This window comes from Nonomuraea sp. 3N208 (genome assembly GCF_052245935.1).
Lineage (GTDB): Bacteria > Actinomycetota > Actinomycetes > Streptosporangiales > Streptosporangiaceae > Nonomuraea.
The window spans coordinates 14446-40308 of the sequence record NZ_JBQQBR010000017.1; the positions used below are offsets into that span (position 1 = coordinate 14446).

Annotated in this window: 27 protein-coding genes; 9 read left to right on the forward strand and 18 right to left on the reverse strand. The window is 70.9% G+C overall.

The window, feature by feature from the left end; translation table 11 throughout:
* The first annotated feature begins 90 nt into the window (after window positions 1-90).
* The 3 genes from ACTWPT_RS25465 (at window position 91) to ACTWPT_RS25475 (ending at window position 2226) form a co-directional block, all read left to right on the forward strand.
* On the forward strand, window positions 91-1011 hold the full coding sequence (locus ACTWPT_RS25465; RefSeq protein WP_443179959.1) for an aminoglycoside phosphotransferase family protein: 921 nt from the start codon (window positions 91-93) through the stop codon (window positions 1009-1011).
* 121 nt (window positions 1012-1132) lie between these two features.
* A complete protein-coding gene (locus ACTWPT_RS25470) occupies window positions 1133-1573 on the forward strand; it encodes a hypothetical protein (protein ID WP_443179960.1) in 441 nt (146 codons plus the stop codon).
* The gene (locus ACTWPT_RS25475; protein WP_443179961.1) at window positions 1570-2226 is read left to right on the forward strand and encodes a TetR/AcrR family transcriptional regulator; all 657 of its coding nucleotides are present in this window, start codon (window positions 1570-1572) and stop codon (window positions 2224-2226) included. Before ACTWPT_RS25470 ends, ACTWPT_RS25475 begins: the two co-directional genes overlap by 4 nt.
* Here ACTWPT_RS25475 and ACTWPT_RS25480 read toward each other — a convergent pair.
* From ACTWPT_RS25480 to ACTWPT_RS25500, 5 genes are read right to left on the reverse strand one after another with little or no spacing between them, the layout of a single operon-like run.
* On the reverse strand, window positions 2132-2953 hold the full coding sequence (locus tag ACTWPT_RS25480; protein WP_443179962.1) for an ABC transporter permease: 822 nt from the start codon (window positions 2951-2953) through the stop codon (window positions 2132-2134). The two genes, ACTWPT_RS25475 and ACTWPT_RS25480, sit on opposite strands and share 95 nt — an antisense overlap.
* A complete protein-coding gene (locus ACTWPT_RS25485) occupies window positions 2950-3669 on the reverse strand; it encodes an ABC transporter ATP-binding protein (RefSeq protein ID WP_443179963.1) in 720 nt (239 codons plus the stop codon). Before ACTWPT_RS25485 ends, ACTWPT_RS25480 begins: the two co-directional genes overlap by 4 nt.
* A 27-nt stretch (window positions 3670-3696) precedes the next feature.
* The gene (locus ACTWPT_RS25490) at window positions 3697-4662 is read right to left on the reverse strand and encodes a phosphotransferase family protein (RefSeq protein WP_443179964.1); all 966 of its coding nucleotides are present in this window, start codon (window positions 4660-4662) and stop codon (window positions 3697-3699) included.
* Window positions 4659-5849, reverse strand: a complete 1191-nt coding sequence (locus ACTWPT_RS25495; protein ID WP_443179965.1) for an acyl-CoA dehydrogenase family protein — start codon at window positions 5847-5849, stop codon at window positions 4659-4661. Before ACTWPT_RS25495 ends, ACTWPT_RS25490 begins: the two co-directional genes overlap by 4 nt.
* Before the next feature lie 40 nt (window positions 5850-5889).
* Complete coding sequence (locus ACTWPT_RS25500) at window positions 5890-6672, reverse strand: CPBP family intramembrane glutamic endopeptidase (RefSeq protein ID WP_443179966.1); 783 nt, start codon at window positions 6670-6672, stop codon at window positions 5890-5892.
* A 49-nt stretch (window positions 6673-6721) separates the two neighbouring features.
* Between ACTWPT_RS25500 and ACTWPT_RS25505 the strand changes: the two genes are divergently transcribed.
* Window positions 6722-7069, forward strand: a complete 348-nt coding sequence (locus ACTWPT_RS25505; protein ID WP_443179967.1) for a DUF6285 domain-containing protein — start codon at window positions 6722-6724, stop codon at window positions 7067-7069.
* A gap of 45 nt (window positions 7070-7114) precedes the next feature.
* Here ACTWPT_RS25505 and mctP read toward each other — a convergent pair whose 3' ends face one another.
* Both mctP and ACTWPT_RS25515 read right to left on the reverse strand, forming a co-directional pair.
* A complete protein-coding gene (gene mctP, locus ACTWPT_RS25510; RefSeq protein ID WP_443179968.1) occupies window positions 7115-8725 on the reverse strand; it encodes a monocarboxylate uptake permease MctP in 1611 nt (536 codons plus the stop codon).
* A complete protein-coding gene (locus ACTWPT_RS25515; protein ID WP_443179969.1) occupies window positions 8722-8931 on the reverse strand; it encodes a DUF3311 domain-containing protein in 210 nt (69 codons plus the stop codon). The genes mctP and ACTWPT_RS25515 overlap by 4 nt, the downstream gene beginning before the upstream one ends.
* A 300-nt stretch (window positions 8932-9231) precedes the next feature.
* Between ACTWPT_RS25515 and ACTWPT_RS25520 the strand changes: the two genes are divergently transcribed.
* Window positions 9232-10122, forward strand: a complete 891-nt coding sequence (locus tag ACTWPT_RS25520; protein WP_443179970.1) for an SDR family oxidoreductase — start codon at window positions 9232-9234, stop codon at window positions 10120-10122.
* Window positions 10123-10134: 12 nt separating this feature from the next.
* On the opposite strand, the gene ACTWPT_RS25525 is transcribed toward ACTWPT_RS25520, so the two are convergent.
* The 5 genes from ACTWPT_RS25525 to ACTWPT_RS25545 all read right to left on the reverse strand — a co-directional run bounded on the left by ACTWPT_RS25525 (window position 10135) and on the right by ACTWPT_RS25545 (window position 15580).
* Window positions 10135-11103, reverse strand: coding sequence for a helix-turn-helix transcriptional regulator (locus ACTWPT_RS25525; RefSeq protein ID WP_443179971.1), 969 nt, complete (start codon window positions 11101-11103; stop codon window positions 10135-10137).
* The gene (locus ACTWPT_RS25530; protein ID WP_443179972.1) at window positions 11085-12773 is read right to left on the reverse strand and encodes a CocE/NonD family hydrolase; all 1689 of its coding nucleotides are present in this window, start codon (window positions 12771-12773) and stop codon (window positions 11085-11087) included. Before ACTWPT_RS25530 ends, ACTWPT_RS25525 begins: the two co-directional genes overlap by 19 nt.
* Before the next feature lie 57 nt (window positions 12774-12830).
* A complete protein-coding gene (locus ACTWPT_RS25535; RefSeq protein ID WP_443179973.1) occupies window positions 12831-13694 on the reverse strand; it encodes a DUF4394 domain-containing protein in 864 nt (287 codons plus the stop codon).
* Between the two features lie 109 nt (window positions 13695-13803).
* Window positions 13804-14388, reverse strand: coding sequence for a TetR/AcrR family transcriptional regulator (locus tag ACTWPT_RS25540; RefSeq protein ID WP_443179974.1), 585 nt, complete (start codon window positions 14386-14388; stop codon window positions 13804-13806).
* Between the two features lies 1 nt (window position 14389).
* Complete coding sequence (locus tag ACTWPT_RS25545) at window positions 14390-15580, reverse strand: cytochrome P450 (RefSeq protein WP_443179975.1); 1191 nt, start codon at window positions 15578-15580, stop codon at window positions 14390-14392.
* A gap of 260 nt (window positions 15581-15840) precedes the next feature.
* Here ACTWPT_RS25545 and ACTWPT_RS25550 point away from each other — a divergent pair, with 260 nt between their 5' ends.
* Both ACTWPT_RS25550 and ACTWPT_RS25555 read left to right on the forward strand, forming a co-directional pair.
* Entirely contained in the window at window positions 15841-17967 is a 2127-nt protein-coding gene (locus ACTWPT_RS25550) for an anthranilate synthase component I (RefSeq protein WP_443179976.1), read from the forward strand.
* Window positions 17968-18085: 118 nt separating this feature from the next.
* Window positions 18086-19273, forward strand: coding sequence for an amidohydrolase family protein (locus ACTWPT_RS25555; protein ID WP_443179977.1), 1188 nt, complete (start codon window positions 18086-18088; stop codon window positions 19271-19273).
* Between the two features lie 43 nt (window positions 19274-19316).
* Here the strand turns inward: ACTWPT_RS25555 and ACTWPT_RS25560 are convergent, their stop codons facing one another.
* Window positions 19317-19775: a MarR family winged helix-turn-helix transcriptional regulator gene (locus ACTWPT_RS25560; protein WP_443179978.1), complete on the reverse strand. Its 459-nt coding sequence runs from the start codon at window positions 19773-19775 to the stop codon at window positions 19317-19319.
* Window positions 19776-19788: 13 nt separating this feature from the next.
* A complete protein-coding gene (locus ACTWPT_RS25565) occupies window positions 19789-20139 on the reverse strand; it encodes a DoxX family protein (protein ID WP_443179979.1) in 351 nt (116 codons plus the stop codon).
* A 221-nt stretch (window positions 20140-20360) separates the two neighbouring features.
* Here ACTWPT_RS25565 and thyX point away from each other — a divergent pair, with 221 nt between their 5' ends.
* Entirely contained in the window at window positions 20361-21089 is a 729-nt protein-coding gene (gene thyX, locus ACTWPT_RS25570; protein ID WP_443179980.1) for an FAD-dependent thymidylate synthase, read from the forward strand.
* 24 nt (window positions 21090-21113) lie between these two features.
* On the opposite strand, the gene ACTWPT_RS25575 is transcribed toward thyX, so the two are convergent.
* From ACTWPT_RS25575 to ACTWPT_RS25585, 3 genes are all read right to left on the reverse strand, one after another.
* Window positions 21114-21860 (reverse strand): DUF2071 domain-containing protein, encoded by a 747-nt coding sequence (locus ACTWPT_RS25575; RefSeq protein ID WP_443179981.1) that lies wholly within the window; start codon window positions 21858-21860, stop codon window positions 21114-21116.
* Window positions 21861-21986: 126 nt separating this feature from the next.
* Entirely contained in the window at window positions 21987-22298 is a 312-nt protein-coding gene (locus ACTWPT_RS25580; protein WP_443179982.1) for a hypothetical protein, read from the reverse strand.
* 3 nt (window positions 22299-22301) lie between these two features.
* Window positions 22302-23381 (reverse strand): WD40/YVTN/BNR-like repeat-containing protein, encoded by a 1080-nt coding sequence (locus ACTWPT_RS25585; protein ID WP_443179983.1) that lies wholly within the window; start codon window positions 23379-23381, stop codon window positions 22302-22304.
* A 160-nt stretch (window positions 23382-23541) separates the two neighbouring features.
* On the opposite strand from ACTWPT_RS25585, the gene ACTWPT_RS25590 reads away from it, so the two are divergent.
* Entirely contained in the window at window positions 23542-24333 is a 792-nt protein-coding gene (locus ACTWPT_RS25590; RefSeq protein ID WP_443179984.1) for a helix-turn-helix domain-containing protein, read from the forward strand.
* Window positions 24334-24374: 41 nt separating this feature from the next.
* On the opposite strand, the gene ACTWPT_RS25595 is transcribed toward ACTWPT_RS25590, so the two are convergent.
* Entirely contained in the window at window positions 24375-25814 is a 1440-nt protein-coding gene (locus ACTWPT_RS25595; protein ID WP_443179985.1) for an exo-alpha-sialidase, read from the reverse strand.
* Window positions 25815-25863 lie beyond the last annotated feature (49 nt).

A 25863-nucleotide genomic window follows, 5' to 3' on the forward strand; every position in this document is an offset into this window, starting at 1 on the left:
GGCCCGGCTTCGCCTCGCCGATCGATACGAGATGGGCTCCGATTACCTGAGCCGAGGCTTTGGGCCGGCATCCGGCTACTGTTGCTCCGCATGACCCACACCGAGACCGAGATCACCGCGGAGTTGGTGCGGGATCTGCTGCGCGACCAGCACCCCGATCTGGCCGATTACCCGGTGAGGCTCGGCGCGCGTGGCTGGGACAACCAGCTTTGGCGGCTCGGCGACGACCTGGCCGTCCGGTTGCCCTGGGCGACGCAGTCCGCGGACGCGCTGCTGCGCAATGAGCACACCTGGCTGCCCGCCCTCGCCCCGCGCCTTCCGCTGCCGGTTCCCGTCCCGCAGCGCCTCGGCGAGCCCTCCGCTCTGTTTCCACGACCCTGGATCGTCACCACCTGGGTGCAGGGCGAACCTGCCGACCGCGCCCCCGTCACGCGCGCCGCGGAGGCTGCTGACGTCCTGGCCGCTTTCCTGACGGCTCTGCACCAACCCGCCCCCGATGGGGCGCCCGCTGGCCGCTTTGGCCGCGGAGGGTCGCTGGCCGACTGCTCTGAGGGGTTCGCCAAGCAGCTCGCCGAGGCCACTGAGCTGGGGCTCATCCCCGACCCAGACGCTGTTCGCGCGGTCTGGGACGACGCCGTCGCCGCGCCCGGCTGGGCCGGCCCGGCGCTCTGGCTTCACGGCGACCTGCATCCGGCAAACGTCCTCACCGCGGACGGCACCATCTGCGGCGTGATCGACTTCGGCGACCTCTGCGCCGGCGATCCGGCCGGCGACCTCGCCGCCGCCTGGACTCTGGTGCCGGACGGCGCCGCCGACCGCTTCCATGCCGCCTACCAGCCGACCCCGGACGCCGCGACCCTGCGCCGCGCCCGCGGATGGGCGGTGGGGCGGGCCCTCGCCGGCATCCTCATCGGAGACGCCGGCGTCCGCGGCCGCCCAGGCGGCAAGGCCACGTGGGGCCCACCCGCCCACGCCGCGCTGCGGCGCCTCATCGCAACGACCCATCGCTGATCAATCGCTTCCCCACGCGCGAGAGGACCGTTGCGCCGGTCCCGGCCATGCTCGGCATCTACTTGCCTGTGTCATGCCGCCCTCGCGCTTACCCGGTGAAGGAGGTGGGGACGAAGCCGGTGTGACCCCTGAGAGTCGTCATGTGATGGGAGCCGCCGCCGGCCTGGCCGCCCTCGTTCCCGTCTACTACCTGACCGAGGCAGGCGCCAAGGCCCTGCGCATGGGCATGGCCGTGGCCGGTCCCGCGCCGGCCGGGCTGGCCTGTCTGGCGGCGGTGGCGGTGCTCGTCGCCGTCCTGGCCGCCTGGCCCGCGGCGGCGCTGACCTGCGGCGTTCCCCTGATCTCCGCAGGCGCGCTGTTCGCCCTGGACGCCGAGGCCGCCCTGGGCATGGCAGCGACCCTGCCGTGGGAGGGGTTGCTGTGGGACGGGTTGCCACCGGCAGAGCTGGCCGAGCCGCCCGGCACGCTGGCCGGCCTCACGGGCCTCTACACGCTCATCGGCGCCCTGCTGGTGCTCTCGGCGCTGCTGCCACCCCGTTTGCGATCTATTCTGAGCGGGTGAGCGGACGGGACCCGGATCGGCGCAGGGCGCTGCTGGACGCCGCGGATCGGGTCATCTCCAGCGAGGGCCCGGAGGTGTCGATGGCGGTCATCGCGGCCGCGGCCGGCGTCACCAAGCCCATCCTCTACCGCCACTTCGGCGACAAGAGCGGCCTGTACGAGGCGCTCGCCGACCGGCACGCGCGCACGGTGATCGCCCAGCTGCGGCCGCGGTTCGCCGAGCCGGGGACGGACCTGCGCAGCCGGGCCAGGGCGACGATCGGCGCCTACCTGGACCTGATCGCGGCCAACCTCAACCTCTACCGCTTCCTGTTCCACCGGGCCAGCGCCGAGGACACCAGGATCCGCTCCCACATGACCTCGCTGGTCCGGGGCCTGGGCGAGGAGCTGGGCGGGGTGCTCGCCGCCGAGCGGCCGGCGCTCGATCCGGTGCGGGCGCAGGTGCTCGGCCACGCGTTCGTCGGCATGGTGCAGACGACCGGCGACTGGTGGCTGGAGCATCCCGAGGTGGACCGGGATCAGGTCGTGGAGGGCCTGGTGGAGGTGATCGCCGCCGCGCTCAGTCCCCGAAGCGGGAGAGCTTCCCATGCCGTCGGGCGTACCTCAGCGCCCACGCGAACAAGCCCAGCGTCGCCGCCAGGTATCCCACGTTGAGCGCTGCCGCCCAGGCCAGCCGGTCCCACGGCAGCGCGCCGCCCGCCAGGACCGTGCGCATGCCCTCGAAGACATGGGAGGCGGGCAGGATCCACGACACGGCCTGCAGCGGCGCGGGCAGCACGGACACCGGGTAGAAGATCCCGGCGATCGGCTGCACCACGAACACCAGCGACCAGGCGATGACCTGCGCGTTCTCGCCGAAACGCAGCACGGCCGCGATGCCGATCAGGCCGAGTGACCAGCCGAGCACGAGCAGCACGCCCATGAACGGAACCAGTCCCACGCCGATGCTCGTCACGCCGAACCCGTAGAGGCCGAGCGCGAGCGCGGCCATCACGGCGACCGCGAAGGCCACCTTGCCCAGGGAGAACAGCATCAGCCCGATCAGGTATTCGACGCTGGACAGCGGGCTGACCTGCACGTTGAGCAGGTTGCGCGACCAGATGTCCTCAAGGAAGGCGATCGAGATCTCGTTGCTGGCCTTCTGCAGCAGCTGCCACAGCAGCACCGCGCCGAGCAGGAACGACACCACGAACGGCACCCGCTGCGCCTGCAGGAACAGCGTCATGAACCCCCACAGCACCAGCTCGACGGTCGGCCAGAACAGGATCTCGAACACCCGGACCGAGCTGCGCCGCAGCGCCGCGAAGTCGCGCCGGACCACGCCCATGACGCGCATGCGCCGCGCGGCCAGGCTCAGCGGAGGCAGGGTCAGGGTCGTCATCCGCGCGCCACCTTCAAGAACACCTCTTCCAGGTCCTCGGCCCCGTAGTGCCCGGCCAGCTCCGCGGCGCTGCCAGCGGCCACGATGAGGCCGTCCGACATGAAGTGGATGCGGTCGCACATGCGCTCGACCTCCCGCATGTTGTGCGAGGTGACCAGCATGGCGCTGCCGTTCTCCCTGGCCAGGCGGGACAGCAGGCCCCGGATGCGGTCGCCGGCGTCGGGGTCGAGGTTGGCGGTGGGCTCGTCGAGCACCAGCAGCCGGGGCGCGTTGAGCAAGGCTTTGGCCAGCTGCACGCGGGTGCGCTGCCCCGACGACAGCGCCATCGTCTGCCGCTTGCTGAGCGGGCCCAGCTCGAACAGCTCGATCACCTCGTCGACCCGCCGGCGCGGATGGCGTACGGCGTAGAGCCGGGCGAACGCGTCGAGCACCTCCCGCACCCGCAACACGCCGGGCAGGTCGACGTAGCTGGCGGCGAAGTTGACCTGGCTGAGCGCCTCGGTCCGGTGCTGGGCCAGCTCCATGCCGAACAGCTTGATGCTGCCGGCGTCCGGGGTGATGAGCCCGAGCAGCATGTGGAGCGTGGTCGACTTGCCGGCGCCGTTGGGGCCGAGCAACCCCACGACCTCGCCCTCGCCGACGGTGAGGCTCAGGTCGCGGACGGCCGTGACCGATCCGAACCGCTTGAGCAGATGGGATGCTTGCAGGATGGCCACCGGTCCAGCCTGCGATTCCGGGCCTGGTCAAGGCAACGGGTTTTCCGCCCGGTCGCGCAACATCCCGAGCAGGTCCCACTCGTTCTCGCAGACGCGGCGGCCGATCGCGGCCAGCTCGACGGAGCGGGCGCCGCCACGCAGGTGCCGCATGGTCTGCATGACGCAGATGACGCCCCACTTGAGCACGCCGAAGGTCTCCCACCAGCGCAGCGCGTCCCGGTCCACCGGGTCGCCGCCGGCCCGCTCGTAGGCGTGGACGAGGTCGTCGTACTCGCCGAAACCGCCGACGGGCAGCGGAGAGCCGAACCGCCAGGCCTTCACGCACAACCAGCCGAGGTCCTCCAGCGGGTCCCCGGCGTGGGCCAGCTCCCAGTCGAGCACCGCCCTGATGCCCTCGGGGCCGACGATGAGGTTGCCGTTGCGGAAGTCGCCGTGCACGACGGTGCGCCGGCCGGGGCGCGGCCGGGTCGCGGCGAGCCGGCGCAGCGCCAGTTCGAAAACCGGGTGCGGCTCGCCCAGCCGGTCGAGCACGTCCCGCCAGCGGCGCAGTGGATCGGTCTCGGGTCCGGTCTCAGCGGGTACGCACGACAGCGGCATGCGGTGGATGTCGGCCAGCGCCTGGCCGCACTGCGCGGCGAGTCTGGGCCGGGCCGTGGCGTAGGCGTCGTCGCGCAGGATCTTGCGCGGGATCGTCTCGCCGGGCACGCGGGTCATGAGGATGTGGGACTCGCCGCTGGAGACGATCCGCGGCACCGGCACCCCGGCTTGGAACGCGGTGCGCATCAGCACGGCCTCGGCCGCCAGCGTGGCGCCGGCCTCCAGGGCGGCGCCGGGGGAGTCGAGCCGCAGGACCAGCTCGTGCCGGGTGCCGTCGGCCGCGGCGACGTTCAGTGCCCACGTCTCGCGCGAGGCCCCGCCGGGCAGCCGCACCCGGTGCGGGATCGCCGACCCGGGCCCGAACACCGTGCGGACGATCTCCTCGAGCCGGCTCATCGCAGGCCGAACTCCCAGTTGCCGCCGGCCGCGTATGCGCTCAGGATCCGCCGTCCCACCGAGTCGATGTGCACCTCGTCGGGGCCATCGTAGATCCGCCCGGCGCGCGCGTGCCGGTACATCCGCTCCAGCGGCGTGTCCGGTGTCAGGCCCGCGGCCCCGTAGACCTGGATGGCACGGTCGATCACGTTGTGCAGCATTCGCGCGCCGGCGACCTTGATCGCCCCGATCTCCACCCGCGCCTCGGAGCCGGCGTCGATGGCCTCGGCGGCGTGCAGCGTGAGCAGTCTGGCGGCTTGGATCTCGGTGTAGGAGTCGAACACGTGGCGGCGCATGAGCTGCTTGTTCGCCAGCGGCTCGCCGAACGCGCTGCGCTCGTGCAGCCTGCGGCACATCAGGTCGAAGGCGCGTTGGGCCTGCCCGAGCCAGCGCATGCAGTGGAAGATCCGGCCGGGGCCGAGGCGTTGCTGCGCGATGACGAATCCGTGGCCGCGCCGGCCGAGCAGGTTGGCGGCGGGCACGCGGACGTCCTCGTAGCGCACCTCGCAGTGCGCCCCGTCCAGTCCCAGCACGGGCGTCTCGCGGATGATCGTGTAGCCGGGCGTGTCGGTCGGCACCAGGATCATGGAGAAGGCCCGGTGTGGCGGGGCGTCCGGCTCGGTGCGGCACATCACGGTCGTGTACGCCGCCCGCGAGGCCCCGGTCGTGAACCACTTGTGCCCGTTGATCACCCATTCGCCGCCGTCGAGCACGGCGGCCGTGCGGATCTGGGTGGGGTCGGAGCTGGACACCGACGGCTCGGTCATGGCGAAGCTGGGCCAGATGTCGCCGCGCACCAGCGGCTCGAGGTAGCGTTCGCGCTGCTCGGGCGAGGCGTGCTCGTGCAGCATGAGCGAGTCCTGCAGGGTGAACGTGCCCAGCGCGAGTTGCCCGTACTCGCTGCGGCCCTGCACCTCGTTGACGTAGACGTAGTCGAGGAACGGCAGCCCGCCGCCGCCCAGCTCCCGCGGGTGGCCGAGCGCCCACAGGCCTTCCTTCTTGGCCTCGGCCCGCAGCTCGTCCAGAGCGGCCGCGGCGGCCGGACCGCCCGCGTGCAGCACCGGCTCGGCGGGCTCGACCCGCTCGGTCATGAACGCGTGGACGGCGTCGCGGATCGGCCGGACGCCGGCGGGCACGGCGAAGCTCATGAAAGGATCTCAGCCGACAATCGTTGCCGAGTCAACGGTGTCAGGGCAGCCAGCTGACCCGGCCGCGCAGGAAGGCGTACCCGACGAAGGCGACGGCGTCGATGAGCGTGTGCGCCACCACGAGCGGCGTCGCGCGCCCCCACCGCTGGTACAGCCGCCCGAACACCACGCCCATCACAACATTTCCGACGAATCCACCGAACCCCTGATAGAGGTGGTACGACCCCCGCAGCAGCGACGAGACCGCGACGGCCTTCCACGGCCCCCATCCGGCCTGCCCGAGCCGGTGCAGCAGGTAGCCGGCGACCAGCACCTCCTCCAGCACGCCGTTCTGCGCCGCCGCGATCAGCAGCACCGGCACCTGCCACCACACCTCGGGCAGTGCCCCGGGAACGACGGTCAGGTTGACCCCGGACGCCCACACCGCCAGGTAGAACGCCAGTCCGCTGCCGCCGATCGCGGCGGCGAGCAGCGCCCCGCGCATCACGTCGCGCCGCGGCTCGCGCAGGTCCGCGCCGATCGTGCGCATCGACTCCCCTGAGCGCACCAGCAGGTACGCCACCAGCCCCACCGGCGCCACCGAGATCGCGATCTGGACCAGCTGCAACGTCAGGTCCAGCCACGGCCGCCCCGGTGCCATGGACCCGACGAGCACCGCCTGCTGGCTCTTCAGCTCCTTCGGCGCGGTGAGCGCCCCGATCAGGCGTACGAGCGCCACCAGGCCGCTGGCCCCGAGCGAGACCGACATCACGACGAAGATCTCGGCCCGGATCAGCTGGGGTCCGAGCACCGGGGCAGGTGCGGTGGGAGACTCTGTGCGCATGGCCGCAGGTTAGCCGCTCCAGGCTCGGATCTGGATAAAGGGAGATCAGATGACGAAGGGGCCGCATGACGTGCCCACGGCGGCGCAGCTGGTGGCCGCCGTGCGCGACTTTCTCGAGAGCGACGTGCTGCCGGCCGTCGAGGGCCGTGTGCGGTTCCACACCCGGGTCGCGATCAACGTGCTGGGCATGGTCGAGCGGGAGATCGAACTGGGTCCCACCCAGGCAGAGGAGCACGCCGCGCGGCTGGCCGCCCTGGGGGTGGCCGACGACGCTGAGCTGGCCGCCGCCGTTCGCGAGGGCCGGATCGCCGACGACCACGAGCTCGTCGGCGCCCTGGAGGAGGCCGTGCGGGCCAAGCTGGAGGTCGCCAACCCCGGCCACCTCGTGGCGGATTGACCGGCGGCCCGCCCCCCGGGGGGACGGGGGCGGACCGCCGGGGCTTTAGTGAGAGCCGGTCAGGTCCAGGTCCTTGACCTTGGGGTCGCCCTCGTCGGCGAAGTAGTCGTCGCGCGTGGTCGTGTCCTGGCCGTCGGCCACCTTGAGCGCCCGGAACAGCAGCGTGCCCAGCGCCGCCACCACCAGATTGACGATCACCGCCACGAACCCGACGTAAATCGTCATCTTGGTGTCGAACCCGAAGTTGGCCAGCGGGAACGCCGAGCCGCCGAAGTGCAGCTTGCCGCTGGCGGGGTTCGGGATGAGGTAGAGCATCCACATGCCCGCCGCCAGGCCGGCCGCCCAGCCCGCGATCAGGCCGCCCTTGTGGAACCAGCGCGTGTAGAGGCCGAGCGCCACCGACGGCAGCGTCTGCAAAATGATCACGCCGCCGATGAGCTGCAGGTCGATGGAGAACTGCGGGTCCAGCACCAGGATGCACAGCACCGCGCCCACCTTGACCACGAGCGAGACCAGCTTGGACACCTTGGCCTCCTGGGCGTCGGTGGCGTCCTTGTTGAGGTACTCGCGGTAGATGTTGCGGGTGAACAGGTTGGCCGCCGCGATCGACATGATCGCTGCGGGGACCAGCGCGCCGATGCCGATGGCGGCGTAGGCGACGCCGGTGAACCAGTCGGGGAACATCTGGTCGAACAGCTGCGGCACGATCGTGTTGGCGTCGGGCTTGCCGTTCGCGTTCATGACCGGCTTGGTGCCGGCCGCGATCGCCATGTAACCGAGCAGCGCGATCAGGCCGAGCAGGAGGCTGTAGGCGGGCAGCGCGGACATGTTCCGCTTGATCACGTTGCGGTTCTTGGAGGCCAGCACGCCGGTGAGGCTGTGCGGGTAGAGGAACAGCGCCAGCGCGGAACCGAAGGCCAGGGTGATGTACTGCAACTGGTTGGCGGCGTTGAGGGTGATCCCGTCGCCGGGCGCGGGGGAGGCGGCGAACTTGTCGGCCGCCGCGTCGAAGATCGATCCCCAGCCGCCCAGCTTGGCCGGGATGTAGATGACCGCCGCCAGGATCACGATGTAGATCAGCGTGTCCTTGACGAAGGCGATCAACGCGGGCGCGCGCAGGCCCGACTGGTAGGTGTAGGCGGCCAGGATCGCGAACGCGATGATGATCGGCAGATGCCCGGTGACGCCCATCGACTTCAGCACGGCCTCGATGCCGACCAGCTGCAGCGCGATGTACGGCATGGTCGCCACCAGCCCGGTGATCGCTATCAGCAGCGCCAGCGTCGGCGACCCGAAGCGGGCCCGCACGAAGTCGGCGGGCGTGACGAACCCGTGCACGTGCGACACCGACCACATCCTGATCAGGACCAGGAACACCAGCGGGTAGATGATCACGGTGTACGGCACGGCGAAGAAGCCCATGGCTCCCGCGCCGAACACCAGCGCGGGCACCGCGACGAACGTGTACGCGGTGTACAGGTCGCCGCCCACCAGGAACCAGGTGACCCAGGACCCGAAGTTCCGGCCGCCCAGCCCCCACTCGTTCAGGCTCTCGATGTTCTCAGGCCGCCGCCAGCGGGCCGCCACGAATCCCATGGCGCTGACGACCAGGAACAGCAGGGTGAAGACGACCAGCTCGGTCGTGTGCCCGCTCACTTGGTCATCCTGTACACGATCGTCGTGGACACGACGCCGACCGCGATGAAGGTCAGCTGCAGCCAGTAGAACAGCGGGAAGCCCAGCAGGCGGGGCTCGTCGCTGTTGAACAGGAACGTCAGCAGCGGCAGCACGATAGGCACGATCAGCAGCCAGTTCCAGGGGCTGCGGTCGGTGCGTGGCTGCCCGGGTTCCCCGGTAGTCATCGACCCTCCGATGGCATGGATCAGCAGCCGGCGGTGACCGACTCCTGACAGGTAGTCAATGGAGGGAGAGTAGCTTTACGGCGGTATTAAACCCAATGTCGGTTATGTTACGTTTTGGCCTAAATACTGAGATTTTATCTTGGTATATGAGACACGTAGGCGTAACGCCGTTTTCGGAGCTTAGTTACCAGGACGTCGCCTGCTGATCGTCGATCGGCGAGTGGTCGGTTGCGCGCGCCGAACGGACTCCCGCTGAAAACATGACAAGAGATGTCCTCTTTCCCGGAAACCATCGGTCGCATGATTGCTTTGGTGGCGGGCTCGACCCGCGGTACGGGACGAGGGATAGCGGTCGCGCTGGGCGCGGCCGGCGCGACGGTCTACTGCACGGGCAGGAGCACGCGCGAGCGCCGCTCCGAGATGAACAGGCCGGAGACCATCGAGGAGACCGCGGAGCTGGTCACGGCGGCCGGCGGCACGGGCATCGCCGTCCAGGTCGACCACCTGGACCCCGTGCAGGTCGAGGCGCTGGCCGGGCGCGTGGAGCGCGAGCAGGGCCGGCTCGACGTGCTGGTCAACGACGTATGGGGCAGCGACCACCTGTGGGAGTGGGACACCCCCGTGTGGAAGCACGACATGGACAAGGGGCTGCGGCTGCTCCGGCTGGCCATCGACACCCACATCATCTCCAGCCGCCAGCTGCTGCCGATCATGATCAAGGACAAGGGCGGGCTCGTGGTGGAGGTCACCGACGGCACCTGGGGATTCAACGAGACCCGCTACCGGGAGAACGTCTACTACGACCTGGCCAAGATGTCGGTGAACCGGCTGGCGTTCGCCTGGTCCAACGAGCTGCGTCCGCACGGCGGGACCGCGGTGGCGGTCACGCCCGGGTTCCTGCGCTCGGAGGCGATGCTGGACAACTTCGGCGTCACCGAGGACAACTGGCGGGAGGCGAAGGTGGACAGCGCCTGGATGGTCTCCGAGACGCCCGCCTACGTCGGCCGGGGCGTCGCGGCGATCGCCCGGGATCCCGGCAAGCAGCGCTGGTCCGGCAAGTCCGTCACGAGCGGAGAGCTGGCCGAGGCCTACGGGCTGACCGACGTGGACGGCAGCCGCCCGCAGGTGTGGCGCTACATCACCGAGGTCCGCGAGAACGGCGGCGACACCGGCTGGGAGGCCTACCGGTAGACGCGGACAGCGTCACCCGTGGTGGGCCGCTGGAAGGGGCCCACCGTAGAGGGCGGAGGTGCGGGCGGCGGCCTCGGCGACCATCGTCCGCAGCTCCGCAGGCGCCAGCACCTCCGCCTCCGGCCCGAACCGCAGCACCTGCGAGAACGCCACCTCCACCGACTCCACCGCCAGCTGCACGGTCCCGTCCGGCTGGAGCGAGCCGAGCGCGTCCGCCAGCGCGGCCGGGTCGGCGATGTGGCGCAACATGCGCTGTCCCCGCTCGCTCAGCCGCAACGTGATCACGTCACGCAGCAGCGAGCGGGTGAACTCGGCCGACTGCTGCGCCCAGAAGGCGGCCAGGTCGAAGCCGGGATCCCGGTCGAAGGTCTCGGCGAGCACGTCGATCGCGCCGAACCGGTGCACCCGGAAGGTCAGGAACCGCGAACCGAGCCGCGCCGCGAGATACCAGACGCCCGCCTTCAGCACCAGCCCGTACGGCTCCAGCGTGCGCTGGTTGCCCTTGTACGCGGTCCGCACGCGGCGGTCGTTCCACACCGCCCTGGCCAGCGGCGCGAGCGCGGCCGGCGGCGGGTCGTCGCCGGCGAACCAGCCCGGCGCGTCCAGGTGGAAGCGTTGCGCCGCGGTCGACGGCGCGTCACGCAGGGCGGGGGACAACGCGGCGGCCGCCTTCAGCCGGGCGGTCGCCGCCACGTCCTGCAGCCCCATCTCGCGCAGCGCGGCCGGCACGCCGGACAGGAACAGCGCCTCGGCCTCGGCCCGGTCCAGCCCGGTCAGCCGGGTACGGTAGCCCTCCAGCAGCCGGTAACCGCCGCCCCGGCCGCGGTCGGCGTACACGGGCACGCCGGCCTCCGACAGCGCCAGCACGTCGCGGTGCACGGTGCGCTCGGAGACCTCCAGCTCCTTGGCCAGCTCGGCCGCCGTCATCCCGCCCCGGCCCTGCAGCAGCAGGACCAGCGACATCAGCCGCGAGGCGCGCACGAGTGAGTGCCGTCGTCTGGAGGAGCGGCGGGAGCGTAGCGACCAGAGCGGGGGAAGGCGGCGGCATCGGGCGAACGAGTCCGCCTCACGGAGTGAGGCCATGAACACAGCGGCATCACCACCGCAGAGGGCCGGTCGGGGGAGTGGAACACCTCGACGTCGGCGGGCACCATCGGGCCGCCCGCGCCGAGCGGGTCGCCGGTGCCGGGGTTGCGGGCGATCGTCGGGTACGCCCCGGCCGCCACGTGCACCCGGATCCGGTGGTCGCGCCGGAACCGGTGCGCGATCGGCCACATGTCCACCTCCACCCGGCGCACCTCCCCGGCTGCCGGCGGCCCGAGGCGGCGCACGCCCTCGCACACGTTGAGCGAGCGCCCGTCCGGCCAGACGTCGCACACCCGCACCACCACGTCCACGTACGGGGTGGTGGAGCGCACGAACACCTCCGCGCGGACCGGACCGATCATCTCCACGTCCGACTCCAGCGCCGGCGAGCTGTAGACCAGCACGTCGCGGCGCTGCTCCAGCCGCCGCTGGTCGCGCGGCCGGGAGTCGCCGAGCAGCACCGGGCCGCCGATCACGGGCGTCGGATGGGCCGGGTGGTAGCGGAACCGGTCGGGCTCGGCCTCCCGCGGCCCCTCCACCCCCAGCCCGAACCCGTGCTGCAGGTGCCAGCGCTGCTCGCGCATGCCGGGGACCGGCCAGTCGGGGTGGTCGCGCCACTCCTCGGCGCCCGTCACGTAGATCCGCACGGGGTCGGGCCGCAGCCGGGACAGGTCGCCCATCAGGTGCGCGCGGAACCACGCCGACGCCTCGACCATCGTGGGCCGGGCGTGCCGCGTGTCGATGTGGTACCAGGGCCCGATCGTCAGATACGGTCGCCGGCCCGCCGCGCGCATCGCCGCGTAGTCCTTCAGCTGCCACGGCAGGAACACGTCGTACCAGCCGCCCAGCATGGTGACGGCCGCGTCCACGTCGCCCACCTTCAGGGAGAAGTCCCGCTTGTCCCAGTACGGCACCGCCGGATCCGCGTGATGCGTCACCAGATCCTGGAAGAACGGCAGCGGCCGGCCCGCCGACACCAGGTCCAGCTCGGCCACAGGCCGGCCGGACAGCACCGCCCTGCGGGTGAGCCGGGGCGCGGTCCACACCGCGGCGCCGCCGAAGCGCCGCGACATGGCGTCGGTGAGCGTGGTCCAGCTCAGCGCCGACTCCAGCGCGAACGCGCCGCCCACGTAGGCTGCGTCCCTGAACTGGGAGGCGGTGATCTGCAGGGACATGGCCTTCAGGTCCGGCCCGGCGTAGGGGGCGATCGCCCACTGCGTGTAGCCGAGGTAGGACGGGCCGAACATCGCGAAGGAGCCGCCGTACCAGGGCTGCTCGCGCAGCCACGCCACGGTGGCCAGGCCGTCGTCGTGCTCGTCGCCGAGCGGGTCGAGCAGGCCGCCGGAGCCGAAACCGCCCCGGCAGCTCTGGATCACGACGTGGAAGCCCTGCCTGGCGAAGCCGCGGCCGAAGAACCAGCCGAGCGGCCCGCGCCGGCCGTAGGGGGAGCGCATCAGAATGACGGGGGCCCGCTCGCCTGTGGCCGGAGCATAGTGGTCGGCCAGCAGCGTCACGCCGTCGGGCATCGGCACCGGAAGGTCGCGGTGGAGCCGCACGCGTCTCATGTACTAACCAGTAACAGATGCCGCCCGGGGTGCGGTAGCCCGGGGGCACCATGTGAACTACCTGTCGAGCTGGACGGCGATGTCGGTCACCTGGCGGTTGCCCGGGAACGTTCCAACGAAGTTCGCCGCGCCGGTCAGCACGTTGACCGTGTAGAAACGGTACGCGCCGCGGACCTTGAGCGTGGCGTACGCGGTGTTGGACACCGTCACGCCCCTGCTCAGCTTGCTGTAGACGTCGAACCCGGCGTCGGTGGCCGCGTCCACGCCCAGTTTGCCGGTCGGGGCCAGGTTGCCGGCGTTGGCGGGGGACTGGAGCGAGACCTGGTCGTTCATGGTGTCCACGTCGGACAGGGTCGTCGCGGTGGCCGCGTCCAGGTCGTTGTTGGTGTACCCGGCGCCGGTCACGCCGGTCGCGGTCGCCCCGGCCGTGGCGGGGGGCACGGGCGGGTTGGTGAGTGGTCCGTCGGTGGCGGTGGTGTTCCTGGCGGGCGCGCCGTTCGGGTCGTCGATGTTGTGCCGCAGGTTCTGGCCGGTGTCACTGATCACGCGCAGCCGGTTGGCGGCCGGGTTGAAGTCGACGCCGAAGGTCCGGCCCTGCAGCGCGACCGCCAGCTGCGACACCTTGGTCGCCCGCGCCCGGTTGTCGAGCGTGTAGATGCCGCCCTTGTCGCCGACGGCGTACAGCCGGCCGTTCTGGACGCGGTAGTCGATGCCGACGACCCTCACGTCGCCCCTGAGGCCGCTGATCCTGCCGACCCGGTTGACGTTGCCCGGGTTCTCGCTACGGAAGACCACCAGATCGCCGGCGGTCGTCAGGCCCGCCACGAGCGGTCCGGCGTTTCGGTGCTGGGCCTGCGCGGGCGAGGCCAGAACCGCGCCCGCGCCGAGGACGGCGACGGCGAGCGCCAGTTGCTTACGCATCAGATCTCCTTGTGTGGGGTGTTGCCTTGCCCCTTTCTTCGCTGATGGGATCGTTATGGATGAGACCCCGCCCCGCATTTCAGGCAGAGACGGCCGTTCCATGCAGGGCTCAGTTAGACGTCGTCACCGCCGGGCGAAACCCCATTTGCCTCATGATCGCTATGAAGTACGCCTTGATCTTCGCGGAACCCTCGTCGTCGGGGTGGGAGCCGAGGTGGTTGAGCACCGCGCCGGTCAGCAGCTCCTGCACCACGTCCAGATCCAGCTCCGCGGGCAGGTGACCGAGGTTGCGCGCGTGGACGAGCGTCTGGCGGACCATCGCCGCCCGGCGCCCACTGTTGACGCTGCGGTAGGTCATGGGGAGCGCGGGATAGTCATCGCGGGCGGCGTAGATCCGGCGCAGCAGGCGGCGGTTGCGCGGCACCGCCAGATGGGCCGCCCAGTCGCCGAGCATGTGGTCGACGTCGCGCCAGCCGGTGAAAGACGGGTCGTTGTCGTGGTTGGACCACTCCAGAGCCCGCACCAGCAGTGTGGTCTTGTCGGCGTAGCGGCGGTAGACCGTCGCCCTGGTGACCCCGGCCCGCCGCGCGACCTGCTCGATGCTGGTCTGCTCGGCGCCGATCTCGATCAGCAGGTCCAGCGCGGCGGCCAGGATGGCCGTGTCCGCCTCCTGACTGCGTGGCCTGCCCACCATGTCAATGCCCCCCGTCCCACGTGACCGGCAAGTCCAGCACGCCGTGGATGAGCACGTCGGGAGTGCGCGACCGGACCTGCTCCGGCGGCACGGCCAGGCGCAGCGACGGGAACCTGGCGAACAGCGCGGGCAGGGCCGCCCGCATCTCGACCCTGGCCAGTTGCTGGCCGAGGCACTGGTGCACGCCGTGGCCGAAACCCACGTGCCCGGTCGCCGTCCGGCGCAGGTCGAGGGCGTCGGGGTCGGGGAAACGGCCGGGGTCGCGGTTGGCGGCCGTGATCGAGATCGTGACCGTCTCATCGGCCCGCACCTTCTCGCCGCCCAGCTCGACGTCCTCCAGCGCGGTGCGGGTCAGGAAGGGGATGATGCTGAGGTAGCGCAGCAGCTCCTCGATCGCCTGGTCGGGCGCCGAGCGCAGCGCGGCGATCTGGCCGGGGTGGCGCAGCAGCGTGAAGACGCCCAGGGAGATCATGTTGGCGGTGGTGTCGAGTCCCGCGCCCAGCAGCATGAAGCCGATGTTGGCCAGCTCTTCATCGCTCAGGTCGCTCCTGGTCAGCCCGCTGAGCACGTCGTCGGTGGGCGCGGCCCGCTTGGCCTGGATCAACTCCCTGATGTGGTCGCGCATGGCGAGGAACCCGGCGATCCTCTCCTCCTGCGGGACGCCGGTTGCGGTCATCGCGGCGGCCTGCGTGCGGAACCGCTCCCGGTCCTGCTCCGGCACGCCGAGCACTTCGCAGATCATCACCGCGGGGATCGGCGACGCGAACGCCTCCTGCAGATCCACGGGCGGGCCCTGCCGCTCCATGGCGTCCACATACGTGCGGGTGATCTCCTCGGCGCGCTCGGTCAGCAGGCGCATCCTGCGCACGGTGAACTCGCCGGTGAGCAGGCGGCGGTAGCGCGTGTGCTCCGGCGGGTCCTGCGAGACGAAGATGCCAGGCGGCGCCGGCTGGGCCGGGCCCCGGCCTGGCTGCTCGACGGGGATGTGCAGCAGCTCCGCGCGGACGCTGAAGCGCCGGTCGGCCAGCACTTCGCGGGCGAGGGCGTGGGTGGTGACCACCCAGCCGCGGTGGCCGTCGGGGTAGGCCAGCGGGGCGATGGGCCGCCTCTCCCGAAGCTCGGCCAGGCCGGTGGGCGGGTCGTCGGGCAGGGGCCGCTCGGTGGGCAGGAGCACGGCGCCGCTTTCGGTCATCTCGGGATCTCCTTCGTCCGGTGACAACAACAATACAGTACAGATCTGTATTGAAACTAGACGCGCCGTGCGGGCCGCGTTGCGCGATCTTGTTCTGCCGGTTAACCTGTCGGCATGCGAAATCACGCTCAGCTCCAGTGGTGGCGCCGCTCTTAGGCGGCGTGGGATTTCGCGTTTCTCGACGGACGGCCGCCCCGGATGGCGGCCATTCTCGTGTCCGCCCCCGGGGCTCGATCATTTGACGTGATAAGGGGCAGCACATGGAGACCAGCGGATATACCACCGCCGGGGGCATCGGGGTCGAGCGCGAGTCTCGCGAGGTGGAGGAGGCGGCGCTCGAAGAGATCGTGACGGCACTCGGCGAACGACGCGGCGGCGCGTTCTCCTCGGGGATGGACTACCCGGGCCGCTACAGCCGGTGGGCGTTCGGCTATGTCGATCCGTGCCTGGAGCTGGTCGCCAAGGGCCGGACGATCATCGCGATCGCGCTCAACGAGCGCGGCAGGGTCGTGCTGCCCGCCGTCACCTCCTGCCTGCTGGCCGCGGGCAAGCCGGTCACCGAGCCCACGGCCGACCGCGTCGAGGTGCACGTACCCGAATCCGAGGACCTGCTGCCCGAGGAGATGCGCAGCCGGCGGCCGACCGTCTTCACCGCGATCCGCGAGGTCATCGCCGCCTTCCGCGGCGACGACCCGCACCTGGGTCTCTACGGCGCCTTCGGCTACGACCTGGCCTTCCAGTTCGAGCCCATCCGGCAGGAGCTGCTGCGCCCCGACGATCAGCGCGATCTCGTGCTCCACCTGCCCGACCGGCTGGTGATCATCGACCGGCAGCGCGAGACGTGCGTCGAATACCGCTACGAGTTCACCGTGGACGGGACCACCACCCGCGGCCTGGAGCGCACCGGCGCGAGCACGCCACTCGCCGTGCCCGGCGAACTGCCCGCGAACCCCGAGAAGGGCGAATACGCCAAGGTCGTCGCCGCCGCCAAGGAGAAGTTCAAGCGCGGCGACCTGTTCGAGGTCGTGCCCGGGCAGGTCTTCCACGCCGCCTGCACCGACCCGGCCGCCTTCTACCGCGGCCTGCGCCACAGCAACCCGGCCCCGTACGAGTTCATCATCAGCCTCGGCGAGGGCGAGCACCTCGTCGGCGCCTCGCCCGAGATGTACGTCCGGGTGACCGGCGACCGTGTCGAGACCTGCCCCATCTCCGGCACGATCGCCCGCGGCAGCAACCCGGTCGAGGACGCCGAGGCCATCCGCACGCTCCTGTCCAGCATCAAGGAGGAGTCGGAGCTGACCATGTGCACCGACGTCGACCGCAACGACAAGTCGCGGATCTGCGTCCCGGGCACGGTCAAGGTCATCGGCCGACGCCAGATCGAGCTCTACTCCCGCCTCATTCACACCGTCGACCACATCGAGGGCCGGCTGCGCCCCGAGTTCGACGCGCTCGACGCCTTCCTCACCCACATGTGGGCCGTCACCGTCACCGGCGCGCCCAAGACCTGGGCCATGCAGTTCATCGAGGACCACGAGGCCACCACCCGCAGGTGGTACGGCGGCGCCATCGGCTTCATCGGCTTCGACGGCTCCATGAACACCGGCCTGACCCTGCGTACCGCCCAGATCAAGAACGGCGTGGCGACCGTCAGGGCCGGGGCCACGCTGCTGTTCGACTCCGACCCCGAGTCCGAGGAACGCGAGACGGAGCTCAAGGCCAGCGCCCTGCTCGGCGCCCTGGCCACGGTCAACCAGCCCGACGCCATCCCGGTCGCCGAGCCCAGGCCGCAGCCAGGCTTGGGCATGAAGGTGCTGCTCGTCGACCACGAGGACTCCTTCGTCAACACGCTCGCCGACTACTTCCGCCAGGAGGGCGCGGACGTCGTGACGTTGCGCCACGGCTTCCCGATCCACATGATCGACGAGATCGGCCCCGACATGGTGGTGCTGTCGCCCGGACCGGGCTGGCCGACCGACTTCGGCATGGCGGCGCTGCTCGACCAGGTCTATGCCCGCGACCTGCCGGTCTTCGGCGTCTGCCTGGGCCTGCAGGCCATGGTCGAGCAGGCAGGCGGCACGCTGGAGCTGCTCGGCTACCCCGAGCACGGCAAGCGCGGCCAGGTCACGCGGCTCGGCGACAGCGCGCTGCTGGACGGGCTGCCCGAGCAGTTCACCGCGGCCCGCTACCACTCGCTGCACGCCAAGCAGCCCGGGGTCGTCGGCTTCACGTCGATCGCGCTCACGCCCGACGGCAACGTCATGGCCATCGAGGACGTCGAGCGGCGGCGCTTCGCCGTGCAGTTCCACCCCGAGTCGATCCTGACCCAGGAGGGCGGCGCGGGCGCGAAGATCATCGCGAACGTGCTACGCCTCTGCCGCCGCTAGGGCGGCGCAGGCCTGCGCCGCCCGGCAGCGAGGCGGCCGCGCTTTCGCGAAACGCGCCCGGGCTGCGGACCTGGTAAAACCTCGGCGGGGGCATGCGGGACTCCCATAGAGTCTCCGCATGCACCCCGTAGATCTACCCGATACGGTGCGTGACGCGCTGCTGGCCCCGCTCGTCGACCACCACTGTCACGGGGTACGCCGAGACGACCTGACCAGAGCCCAGTTCGAGCTGCTCATCCACGAGGGCGGCAGCCCGGCCCCGCCGGGCACCACCCATTTCGACACTCCCTTCGGCCTGGCGATACGGCGGTGGTGCGCGCCCCTGCTCGACCTGGAGCCGCACGCCCCGCCCGCCGTCTACCTCGCCCGCCGGGCCGAGCTGGGCGCCGCCGAGGTCAACAGCAGGCTGCTGGCCGCGGCCGGGGTGGTGGCGTTCCTCGTGGACACCGGGTCAGAGGACGCGGACCTGCTGTCCGCGGCCGAGATCGGGCGGTACGGCGGCGCGGCGGCCGACGAACTGGTCAGGATCGAGCAGATCGAGCGCGACGTGGCCGAGACCGCCGAGATCGCCGTCGACTACCTCGACGACCTCGGCGAGGAGCTGGCCGCCAGGGCTGCCAGGGCGGTCGGGCTCAAGACCGTCATGGCCGGGCTCTGCGGGCTGGACTTCGATCCGGCCAGGCCGAGCAGGGGCGCGGTGATCGCGGCGGCCAACCGGCGGCTGTCCGACCCGAAGGAGCCGCTCACCGACCCGGTCCTGCTGCGCCACCTGCTGTGGTGCGCGATCGAGGTCGCCAGGGAACGCGGCCTGCCCGTGCAGTTCCATACGGGTCTCGGCGGCGTGGCCGGGCCCGGCGGCGGGGCGGGGCGATGGGGCGGCGGGGCGGGGGCGGACCTGCACCGCACGGACCCTGCCCGGCTGAGCACGTTCATCGCCGCGCTCCAGCCCGCCGGCGTGCCGGTGATCCTGCTGCACTGCTACCCGTTCCACCGCCAGGCCGCCTACCTGGCCGGCCGCTACCCGCACGTCTACGTGGACGTCGGCCTGGCCCTGCCGCTCACCGCCGCCGCGTCCGCCAGGGTCATGGAGGAGTTGCTGGAGCTGGCGCCGTTCCACAAGCAGCTGTTCAGCTCCGGGTGCCGCGGCGCGGCCGAGAGCTGCCTGCTGGGGGCCCTCTACTACCGGCAGGCGCTGGGGGCGGCGCTCGCGGCGAGGGTCGGCGCGCGGGAGTGGAGCGCCGCGGACGCGGCCAGGATCGCCCACATGATCGGCTCGGGGAACGCCCGCCGCATCTACCGCTTGTGAGGCACATCCTCCTCACGGAGGAGGTGTGATCCACTCTGCCGGGTCAGTGCGGGCGGCCGTCGAGGCAGGCGCCGAGTTTGGTGCCGACGACCTGCATGGCGTCGGCCAGGGCGGCCGTCTGCTCCGGCGTCAGGTGGTCGAAGAGGACCTCACGAAGAGCCTGTGCATGGTGAGGGGCGATCTCCGCGATGACCGCGCGCCCCGCATCGGTGATCTCCGCCACGCTGGCCCGCCCGTCGCTCGCGTCCGGCCGCAGCCGTACGTACCCGCGCTCGACGAGCTTGCTGACCCGATGGCTGAGCCGGCTGATCGACACGTTGCCCACGGTCGCCAGGTCGCTCAGCCGGAGCGGTTGCCTGCTCAGGGCGTTGAGCAGCCCGTATTCGATGTGGACCAGGCCGTGAGCCCGGAAGGTGCGCTCCACCTGCGGGATGCCGACGAGCATGACCGCGAGCAGACCCTGCCACGCCCGCTGCTCGTCCTCGCCGAGCCCTTCGACCAACGAACCCCCACGGTCAGATGCGTCCCGCCACCACGATGACGGCCATCGCCAGCAAGACCAGATTAACCGTGAAAGGCTCCTTCCGCCTCCGGTGCACCAGGGCGGCACCGATCATGATGAGCCCGAGCCCGGCGGCCGCGAGCGGGGTGAGGACAGGGGCGATCCCGGTGGCCCAGGGCAGCACCACGCCGATCCCGCCGAGCACCTCCAGCGCCCCGACGCCCTTGAGCTGCGCGCCGGTGAAGTCCTCCCGGTACGCCTGCTGCTGCCGCATCCGCTCGCTGAGCGGTACGAACTTGCCGATCCCCGACAGGACGAAGGCGACGCCGAGCAGGATCTGCACGATCCAGAGGAAAGCGTCCATAAGCTTGACCCTTCAAGTTTTTCACTGGAGCCCCGACTGTAGACCTAAAAACTTGAAGCGACAAGCATTGTCTGGCCGCACCGCCCCTGACCTGCCCGGGCGCTCGCCGTACCGCAGAGAATGGGGCCAGTGAATGGGGAGGGACGCCGACTCGCGCCGAGGCGCGCGAGCTGGTTTGCTTGGGGCTGTCACAACGCGGTCGATCCGAGCGGGGGCTCCCAATGGGCATTGTCGAACCCGAGATCAAGTTTCGTAGCGACATGGACGTGGAGCTGATCAAGTCCGCCGCATCGGACGCCGATGTGCTGTGGGCCGCACGTGTCTCCACGAAGGGGGAGAGCTCCTTGGCCGAGCTCGAAGCCGATCCCCAGCGCTCCAAGGGCCTCATCAACTTCCTGATGCGCGACAGGCACGGCACGCCGTTCGAGCATTCGTCCATGACGTTCTACATCAACGCGCCGATCTTCGTGTTCCGCGAGTTCATGCGGCACCGCACCTTCTCCTACAACGAGGAGTCCGGCAGGTATCGTCAGCTGGTCCCGGTTTTCTATGTGCCCGGCCCTGACCGCAAGCTGGTGCAGGAAGGCAAGCCCGGCAAATATGTGTTCAAGGACGGCAGTCCCGAGCAGCACGAGATCGTGACCGAGGCGACTCAGGAGAGCTACCGGCAGTCCTACCGTGCCTATCTGGACATGCTGGAAGCCGGGGTCGCCCGTGAAGTGGCCAGGACGGTGCTCCCAGTCGGTCTTTACTCCTCGATGTATGCGACCTGCAACGCCCGCGCCTTGATGAACTTCCTGTCCCTTCGTGTCAAGCGAGAGGACTCGACGTTCCCGTCCTTCCCGCAGCGGGAGATCGAGATGGTCGCGGAGAAGATGGAGAACCTGTGGGCGGCACTCATGCCCCTGACCCATGAGGCGTTCGAGGCCAACGGGCGCGTCTGCCCGTGAACGACATCGCCTCGCGTGCCCCGCTCACGAGTCCGGGCGGAAACGGCGAGGCGGGGTGTGGATGTCGAAGCGCAGGCGCGGCTGTCCCAGGATCGAGTGCGGTGGCGTACCGGGCGTGATCAGGCCAAGGCGTTCGAACACGGGGAAGCTCACGGAGATCGCGGTGAGATGGCGAGGGCGCATGACCGGGTGCCAGATGCTGTAGACCCCCAGGTTGCCACCCCGGCGCCGATACCAGCCCAGGGTGGGATGCGTGAGCCGTTCCAGCCAGTCCGGCTCGCCCGTGAAGCCGTCCAGGAGGCTGAGCGGCTGGGGGAGCTCGGCGGCGTCACAGTAGGCGTCCCCGGCGTCGAGCAGCCAGCGCGCCGGGGAGCCGTCCCAGTCCGCCTCGATGCGGATGCGGTCGCGGCGCCACGGCATGCCCCACAGGTGCTGCGGGATCGCGACGACGGGGTGGTCGAGGCTGGTGCCGAAGAACCACACGCCCGTCTTGCCGTACGCCGTGACGTAGGCCCGGTAGTTGATCTGACCGCAATCGATACTCACCTGCGGCAGGAAACGGAAGTGGAAGTTGCGGTCCTTGAAGGCCACCGCGGAGATCAGGGTGCCCGGCCCGTCGTCGAAGTCCATCTTCATCGGTGCGAAGCCCTCGGGCAGGTGCCGGGCCACAGCATCGGCATCCACCCGGTAACTGATGATGGCGAAGTCGTCGAGGTCGGTCTGCGCGTGGTGCCAGCGCGGGTCTGGCCGGGGTGTGCCGACGAAGCTCATGACGTCAACACTAGGATCGCCGCCCGGGAGAGCGACGTGGAATCTGCGACGTGCGGCCGGCACGTGTACAGGCGGGTCGGTCGCCGCGGTGCGGGGCGGCGACCACCGGATCGAGGAGGCGCGGGCTCAGGCCAGTGCGGGCAGGACGTAGACCTCGGCGCCCGGCGGCAGGGCGCAATCCAGGCCGCCGAGGCCCCGGGAGTTCTCTCCGCACACGATCATGCTGATGTGCCTTCTGATGCGGCCGTAGTCGTCGCGCAGCCGCTCCTCCAGCAGCGGATGCGTACGCCGGAGCATGTCGAGGGCGGAGCCCAGCGTGGGCGGGGAGTCGCGGTCGGCGCCCACGGCGAAGACCTTGACCTCCGTGCGCCCGCTCACCCACCGGCGCAGCACGCTGGGCAGCACGAACACCACCATCGTCACGGGTTTCGTCACCATCGGCTACAGCACCGCCGCGCGCACGGTGAGCACGTCGGGCAGGTGCCGGCCGACCAGTGTCCACGTCTCGCCGTCGTCGCGGGATCCGTAGACCTCGCCGTCGCGCGTGCCGAAGAACAGCCCCGCCTCCGACATGGTCATCGCGTCGCGCAGGACGGTCGCGTGCACGGGCTCCTCCGGCAGGCCCCGCTCGAGGGGCTGCCACGTGGCGCCGGCGTCGTCGCTGCGGTAGACGCGGTAGCGGTGGTCGACGGGTGTGCGGTCCATGTCGGCGTGCAGCGGCAGCACGTAGACCGTGTCCGGCCGGGACGGGTGCACGACGATCGGGAAGCCGAAGTCCGACGGGAGCGGGGAGCCGATGTCGTGCCAGGTCCCGCCGAAGTCGTCGCTGCGGTAGACGCCGAAGTGGTGCTGCAGGAAGAGCCGGTCGGGCCGGGACGGGTGCATGGCGACCTTGTGCACGCACTGCCCGAACTCCGGATACTGCTGCCCCTCGGGCATGAACGGGGCGCGGATTCCCTGGTTGGCCGCCTCCCAGGACAGGCCGCCGTCGGTCGAGCGGTAGAAGCCGCCTGTGGAGATCGCCACGCCGATGATCTTGGGCTCGGACGGGTGCGGGATGACCGTGTGCAGGCACAGGCCGCCGCCGCCCGGCTGCCATTGCGGGCGGTGGGGATGCTCCCAGAGGCCTTCGACGAGCTCGTAGGTGACCCCGCGGTCCTCCGAGCGGAACAGCGCGCCTGGCTCGACGCCCGCCCACACCACGGCGGGCTCGGAGGGTGAGGGCGTCAGCTGCCACACTCTGGTCAGGGTCGCCTCGGTCTTCTCGGGGAAGGCGATGGGCGGCTTGTCCGCCTCGCCCCAGGTCTGGCCGAGGTCGTCCGAGTACATGACAGACGGGCCGAAGTGCCCGTATTCGATGCCGGCCAGGAGCCGGGGTGTGGTGCCGCGGGTGTCGATCGCCACCGAGGGCACCGCGACCGTGGAGAACTGGATCGGCTCGATCTCGAACGGACCGCCGTCCGCGGAACGGGCGAGGAACAGGCCCTTGCGGGTGCCGATGGCGAGCAGTGTGTCACTCATGCGTTGCTCCCTTCGCTTGCGGCCATCGTGCCACGCGGCACCGACAAGTTCCCAGGACTGGGAGATTCCCGCCAGCCTGACCCCGCAGTCTCCCGGTTGGGGGCCCGCATTACCTGGCGGGTAATCGTGACGCTTCCCTCCAACCGATAGGTTTCCGGGCATGGGAGCGGTAGCCGTACGAGAAGAGTCCTTTGGTGATCTGTTGCGCTCATGGCGCCAGCGGCGCCGTGTGAGCCAGCTCGACCTGGCCATCGAGGCCGACGTCTCGGCCCGCCACATCAGCTTTCTGGAGACCGGGCGCGCCCGGCCGAGCCGCGAGATGGTGATGAAGCTGGCCGAGGAGCTGGAGGTGCCGCTGCGGCATCGCAACAGGCTGCTGATGGCGGCGGGGTTCGCGCCGGTCTATCCGGAACGCGAAGTACGCGCCCCGGAGATGGAGGTCGTCCGGCAGGCGCTGGACAAGATCCTGGCGGGGCACGAGCCGTACCCGGCGCTCGTGGTGGACGCGGCGTGGAACCTGGTGGCGGCCAACTCGGCGGCCGCGATGTTCATGGAGGGCGTGCCGGCCGAGCTGCTGAAGGAGCCGGTCAATGTGATGCGGCTGTCGCTGCACCCGGACGCCATGGGCGGCAGGCTGCTCAATCTGGCCGAGGTGCGCGCGCACCTGCTGCACCAATTGCGCAGGCAGGCCGAGATGTCCGGGAACGGGCGGCTGGCCGAGTTGCACGACGAGCTGGCGTCGTACACCTATCCCGGGGTGGATCTCAACGTGGCGCATGTGCCGGGGCCGGCGGACATCCTGGTGCCGCTGCGGATCGCGGCCGGGGAGCGGGTGTTGTCGATGTTCACGACGATCGCGACGTTCGGGACGCCGGTGGACGTGACGGTGTCGGAGCTGGCCATCGAGACGTTCTGGCCCAATGACGAGGAGACCGCGGCCGCGTTCCGGTAGACAGCGGACGGTGGCAGGGTTCAGGGGGCGGTGCCAGGGGGTCAGCGGGCGGTGGCCGGTGTGCCGGGCGGCGGGGTGTCGCCGGCCGCGACGGGGCCCTCGATGGAGAGCGGGGCGGGGCCGCCTCCCGTGATGGGCAGGCCGCCGGAGACGGTGTAGGTGCGTACGTTGTACGCGCCGCCCGCGGGCGCGGCGGCGACCGCGAAGGCGGGGAAGGCGTTGCCGCCCGGGACGATCGAGGTGGAGATGTAGTCGCCGGCCATGCGGCCCTGCGCGGTGTTGGCCAGCCAGTCCGGCTTCATCGGCCCCTGCAGCTCCGCGGGCGCGGACCAGGTGCGGCCGCCGTTGGCCGAGGAGGTGTAGGCGACGGTGAGCCGGCAGGTCGCGGCGGCGCAGGCGGCGTCGGGGTAGCGGTAGTAGGCGAGCGCGAGCCTGGCCGAGCCGCCCGAGGTGGAGCGGTCGACGCCGAGGCCCGGGATGACGTGGTCGCCGCCGTCGGCGGTGACGCGGGTGACGTGGTCCCATTCGGCGCCGTCGGCCGACGTGGCCAGCACGATGTCGTTGCCGGCGCAGAAAAGCTGGAAGCGGCAGTCCGGCCAGACGACGTACACGGTGCCGGCCGCGTCCGTTTCGGCCGACGGCAGCGGTAAGGCGCGTAACCCGCCTGCGACCGGGTGCCGCTGCACTGTGGAGACCGGCACGCTGTCGCTCCAGGTGGCGCCGCCGTCGCGGGAGCGGAAGGCGTGAATCCGGTCGTCGCCGCCCAGGTAGGGCACCACCACGGCGCCGTCAGGACGCACCACCGGCTGCGCGCCCAGCCCGGTCGCCGAGGTCGCGGTCACGGCCCAAGTCAGGCCGCTGTCGGACGAGCGGGCCATGCTGATCGTGTTGCCCGCGGCGTGGTCGTCGAACGCGACGTGGCAGCGGCCGTAGTACGGGCTGGCGGGGGTGTTGTCGCAGGCGATCCAGCTCTTGTCGAGGTCGCCGCCGTTCGCGACGACGACCGGCTTCTCCCAGGTACGCCCGCCGTCGGTGGAGCGGCTGACGACCACCGCCGCACCCGTGATCCCGTCCGTGTCGGTGATTCCCAGCGAGGCGACGAGCCAGACGTCGTGCCTGGCGTCATAGGCCACGGAAGGATTGCTGACCCGCTGGTACGGCCCCTCGCCGAACGCGGTGATCCCCGGCAGCACGCCATTGGCCCACGTGCCGCCGTTGTCGCCCGACGTCGCGAACGCGATTCCGGACGCCCCGCCGTCGAAGAACCTGCCCGCCTGCTGCGCGGCCACGATGGTCGTGCCCCACTGGTAGGTGTCGGGCCCGGCCTGCGTGCCGTGCTGGCTGGTGGCGTTGGCGTACGCGTCGGCCCCGATCTCGGTCAGCGGGACCCCCTCCGCGGCCGCCGCCGGGGCGGAGGCGAGGAGCAGCGTGCCGGCGATGAAAAGCGCACCGATTCCCCGGCGACCCGCGGGCGATGGCACAGTCGACCTCCACGGTTGGACGGCGCGTGTGTCAACTTCCACATGGCAC

Excerpts from the sequence above, each read along its gene's own strand:
- ACTWPT_RS25480 (WP_443179962.1), bottom strand. The coding sequence starts at position 2,953 with ATGACGACCCTGACCCTGCCTCCGCTGAGCCTGGCCGCGCGGCGCATG.
- ACTWPT_RS25540 (WP_443179974.1), bottom strand. The coding sequence starts at position 14,388 with ATGGTGGGCAGGCCACGCAGTCAGGAGGCGGACACGGCCATCCTGGCC.
- ACTWPT_RS25530 (WP_443179972.1), bottom strand. The coding sequence starts at position 12,773 with ATGAGACGCGTGCGGCTCCACCGCGACCTTCCGGTGCCGATGCCCGAC.
- ACTWPT_RS25555 (WP_443179977.1), top strand. The coding sequence starts at position 18,086 with ATGCACCCCGTAGATCTACCCGATACGGTGCGTGACGCGCTGCTGGCC.
- ACTWPT_RS25505 (WP_443179967.1), top strand. The coding sequence starts at position 6,722 with ATGACGAAGGGGCCGCATGACGTGCCCACGGCGGCGCAGCTGGTGGCC.
- ACTWPT_RS25490 (WP_443179964.1), bottom strand. The coding sequence starts at position 4,662 with ATGAGCCGGCTCGAGGAGATCGTCCGCACGGTGTTCGGGCCCGGGTCG.
- ACTWPT_RS25585 (WP_443179983.1), bottom strand. The coding sequence starts at position 23,381 with ATGAGTGACACACTGCTCGCCATCGGCACCCGCAAGGGCCTGTTCCTC.
- ACTWPT_RS25520 (WP_443179970.1), top strand. The coding sequence starts at position 9,232 with ATGATTGCTTTGGTGGCGGGCTCGACCCGCGGTACGGGACGAGGGATA.
- ACTWPT_RS25515 (WP_443179969.1), bottom strand. The coding sequence starts at position 8,931 with ATGACTACCGGGGAACCCGGGCAGCCACGCACCGACCGCAGCCCCTGG.
- ACTWPT_RS25565 (WP_443179979.1), bottom strand. The coding sequence starts at position 20,139 with ATGGACGCTTTCCTCTGGATCGTGCAGATCCTGCTCGGCGTCGCCTTC.
- ACTWPT_RS25590 (WP_443179984.1), top strand. The coding sequence starts at position 23,542 with ATGGGAGCGGTAGCCGTACGAGAAGAGTCCTTTGGTGATCTGTTGCGC.
- ACTWPT_RS25575 (WP_443179981.1), bottom strand. The coding sequence starts at position 21,860 with ATGAGCTTCGTCGGCACACCCCGGCCAGACCCGCGCTGGCACCACGCG.
- ACTWPT_RS25465 (WP_443179959.1), top strand. The coding sequence starts at position 91 with ATGACCCACACCGAGACCGAGATCACCGCGGAGTTGGTGCGGGATCTG.
- ACTWPT_RS25500 (WP_443179966.1), bottom strand. The coding sequence starts at position 6,672 with ATGCGCACAGAGTCTCCCACCGCACCTGCCCCGGTGCTCGGACCCCAG.
- ACTWPT_RS25535 (WP_443179973.1), bottom strand. The coding sequence starts at position 13,694 with ATGCGTAAGCAACTGGCGCTCGCCGTCGCCGTCCTCGGCGCGGGCGCG.
- ACTWPT_RS25545 (WP_443179975.1), bottom strand. The coding sequence starts at position 15,580 with ATGACCGAAAGCGGCGCCGTGCTCCTGCCCACCGAGCGGCCCCTGCCC.
- thyX (WP_443179980.1), top strand. The coding sequence starts at position 20,361 with ATGGGCATTGTCGAACCCGAGATCAAGTTTCGTAGCGACATGGACGTG.
- ACTWPT_RS25580 (WP_443179982.1), bottom strand. The coding sequence starts at position 22,298 with ATGGTGACGAAACCCGTGACGATGGTGGTGTTCGTGCTGCCCAGCGTG.
- ACTWPT_RS25550 (WP_443179976.1), top strand. The coding sequence starts at position 15,841 with ATGGAGACCAGCGGATATACCACCGCCGGGGGCATCGGGGTCGAGCGC.
- ACTWPT_RS25495 (WP_443179965.1), bottom strand. The coding sequence starts at position 5,849 with ATGAGCTTCGCCGTGCCCGCCGGCGTCCGGCCGATCCGCGACGCCGTC.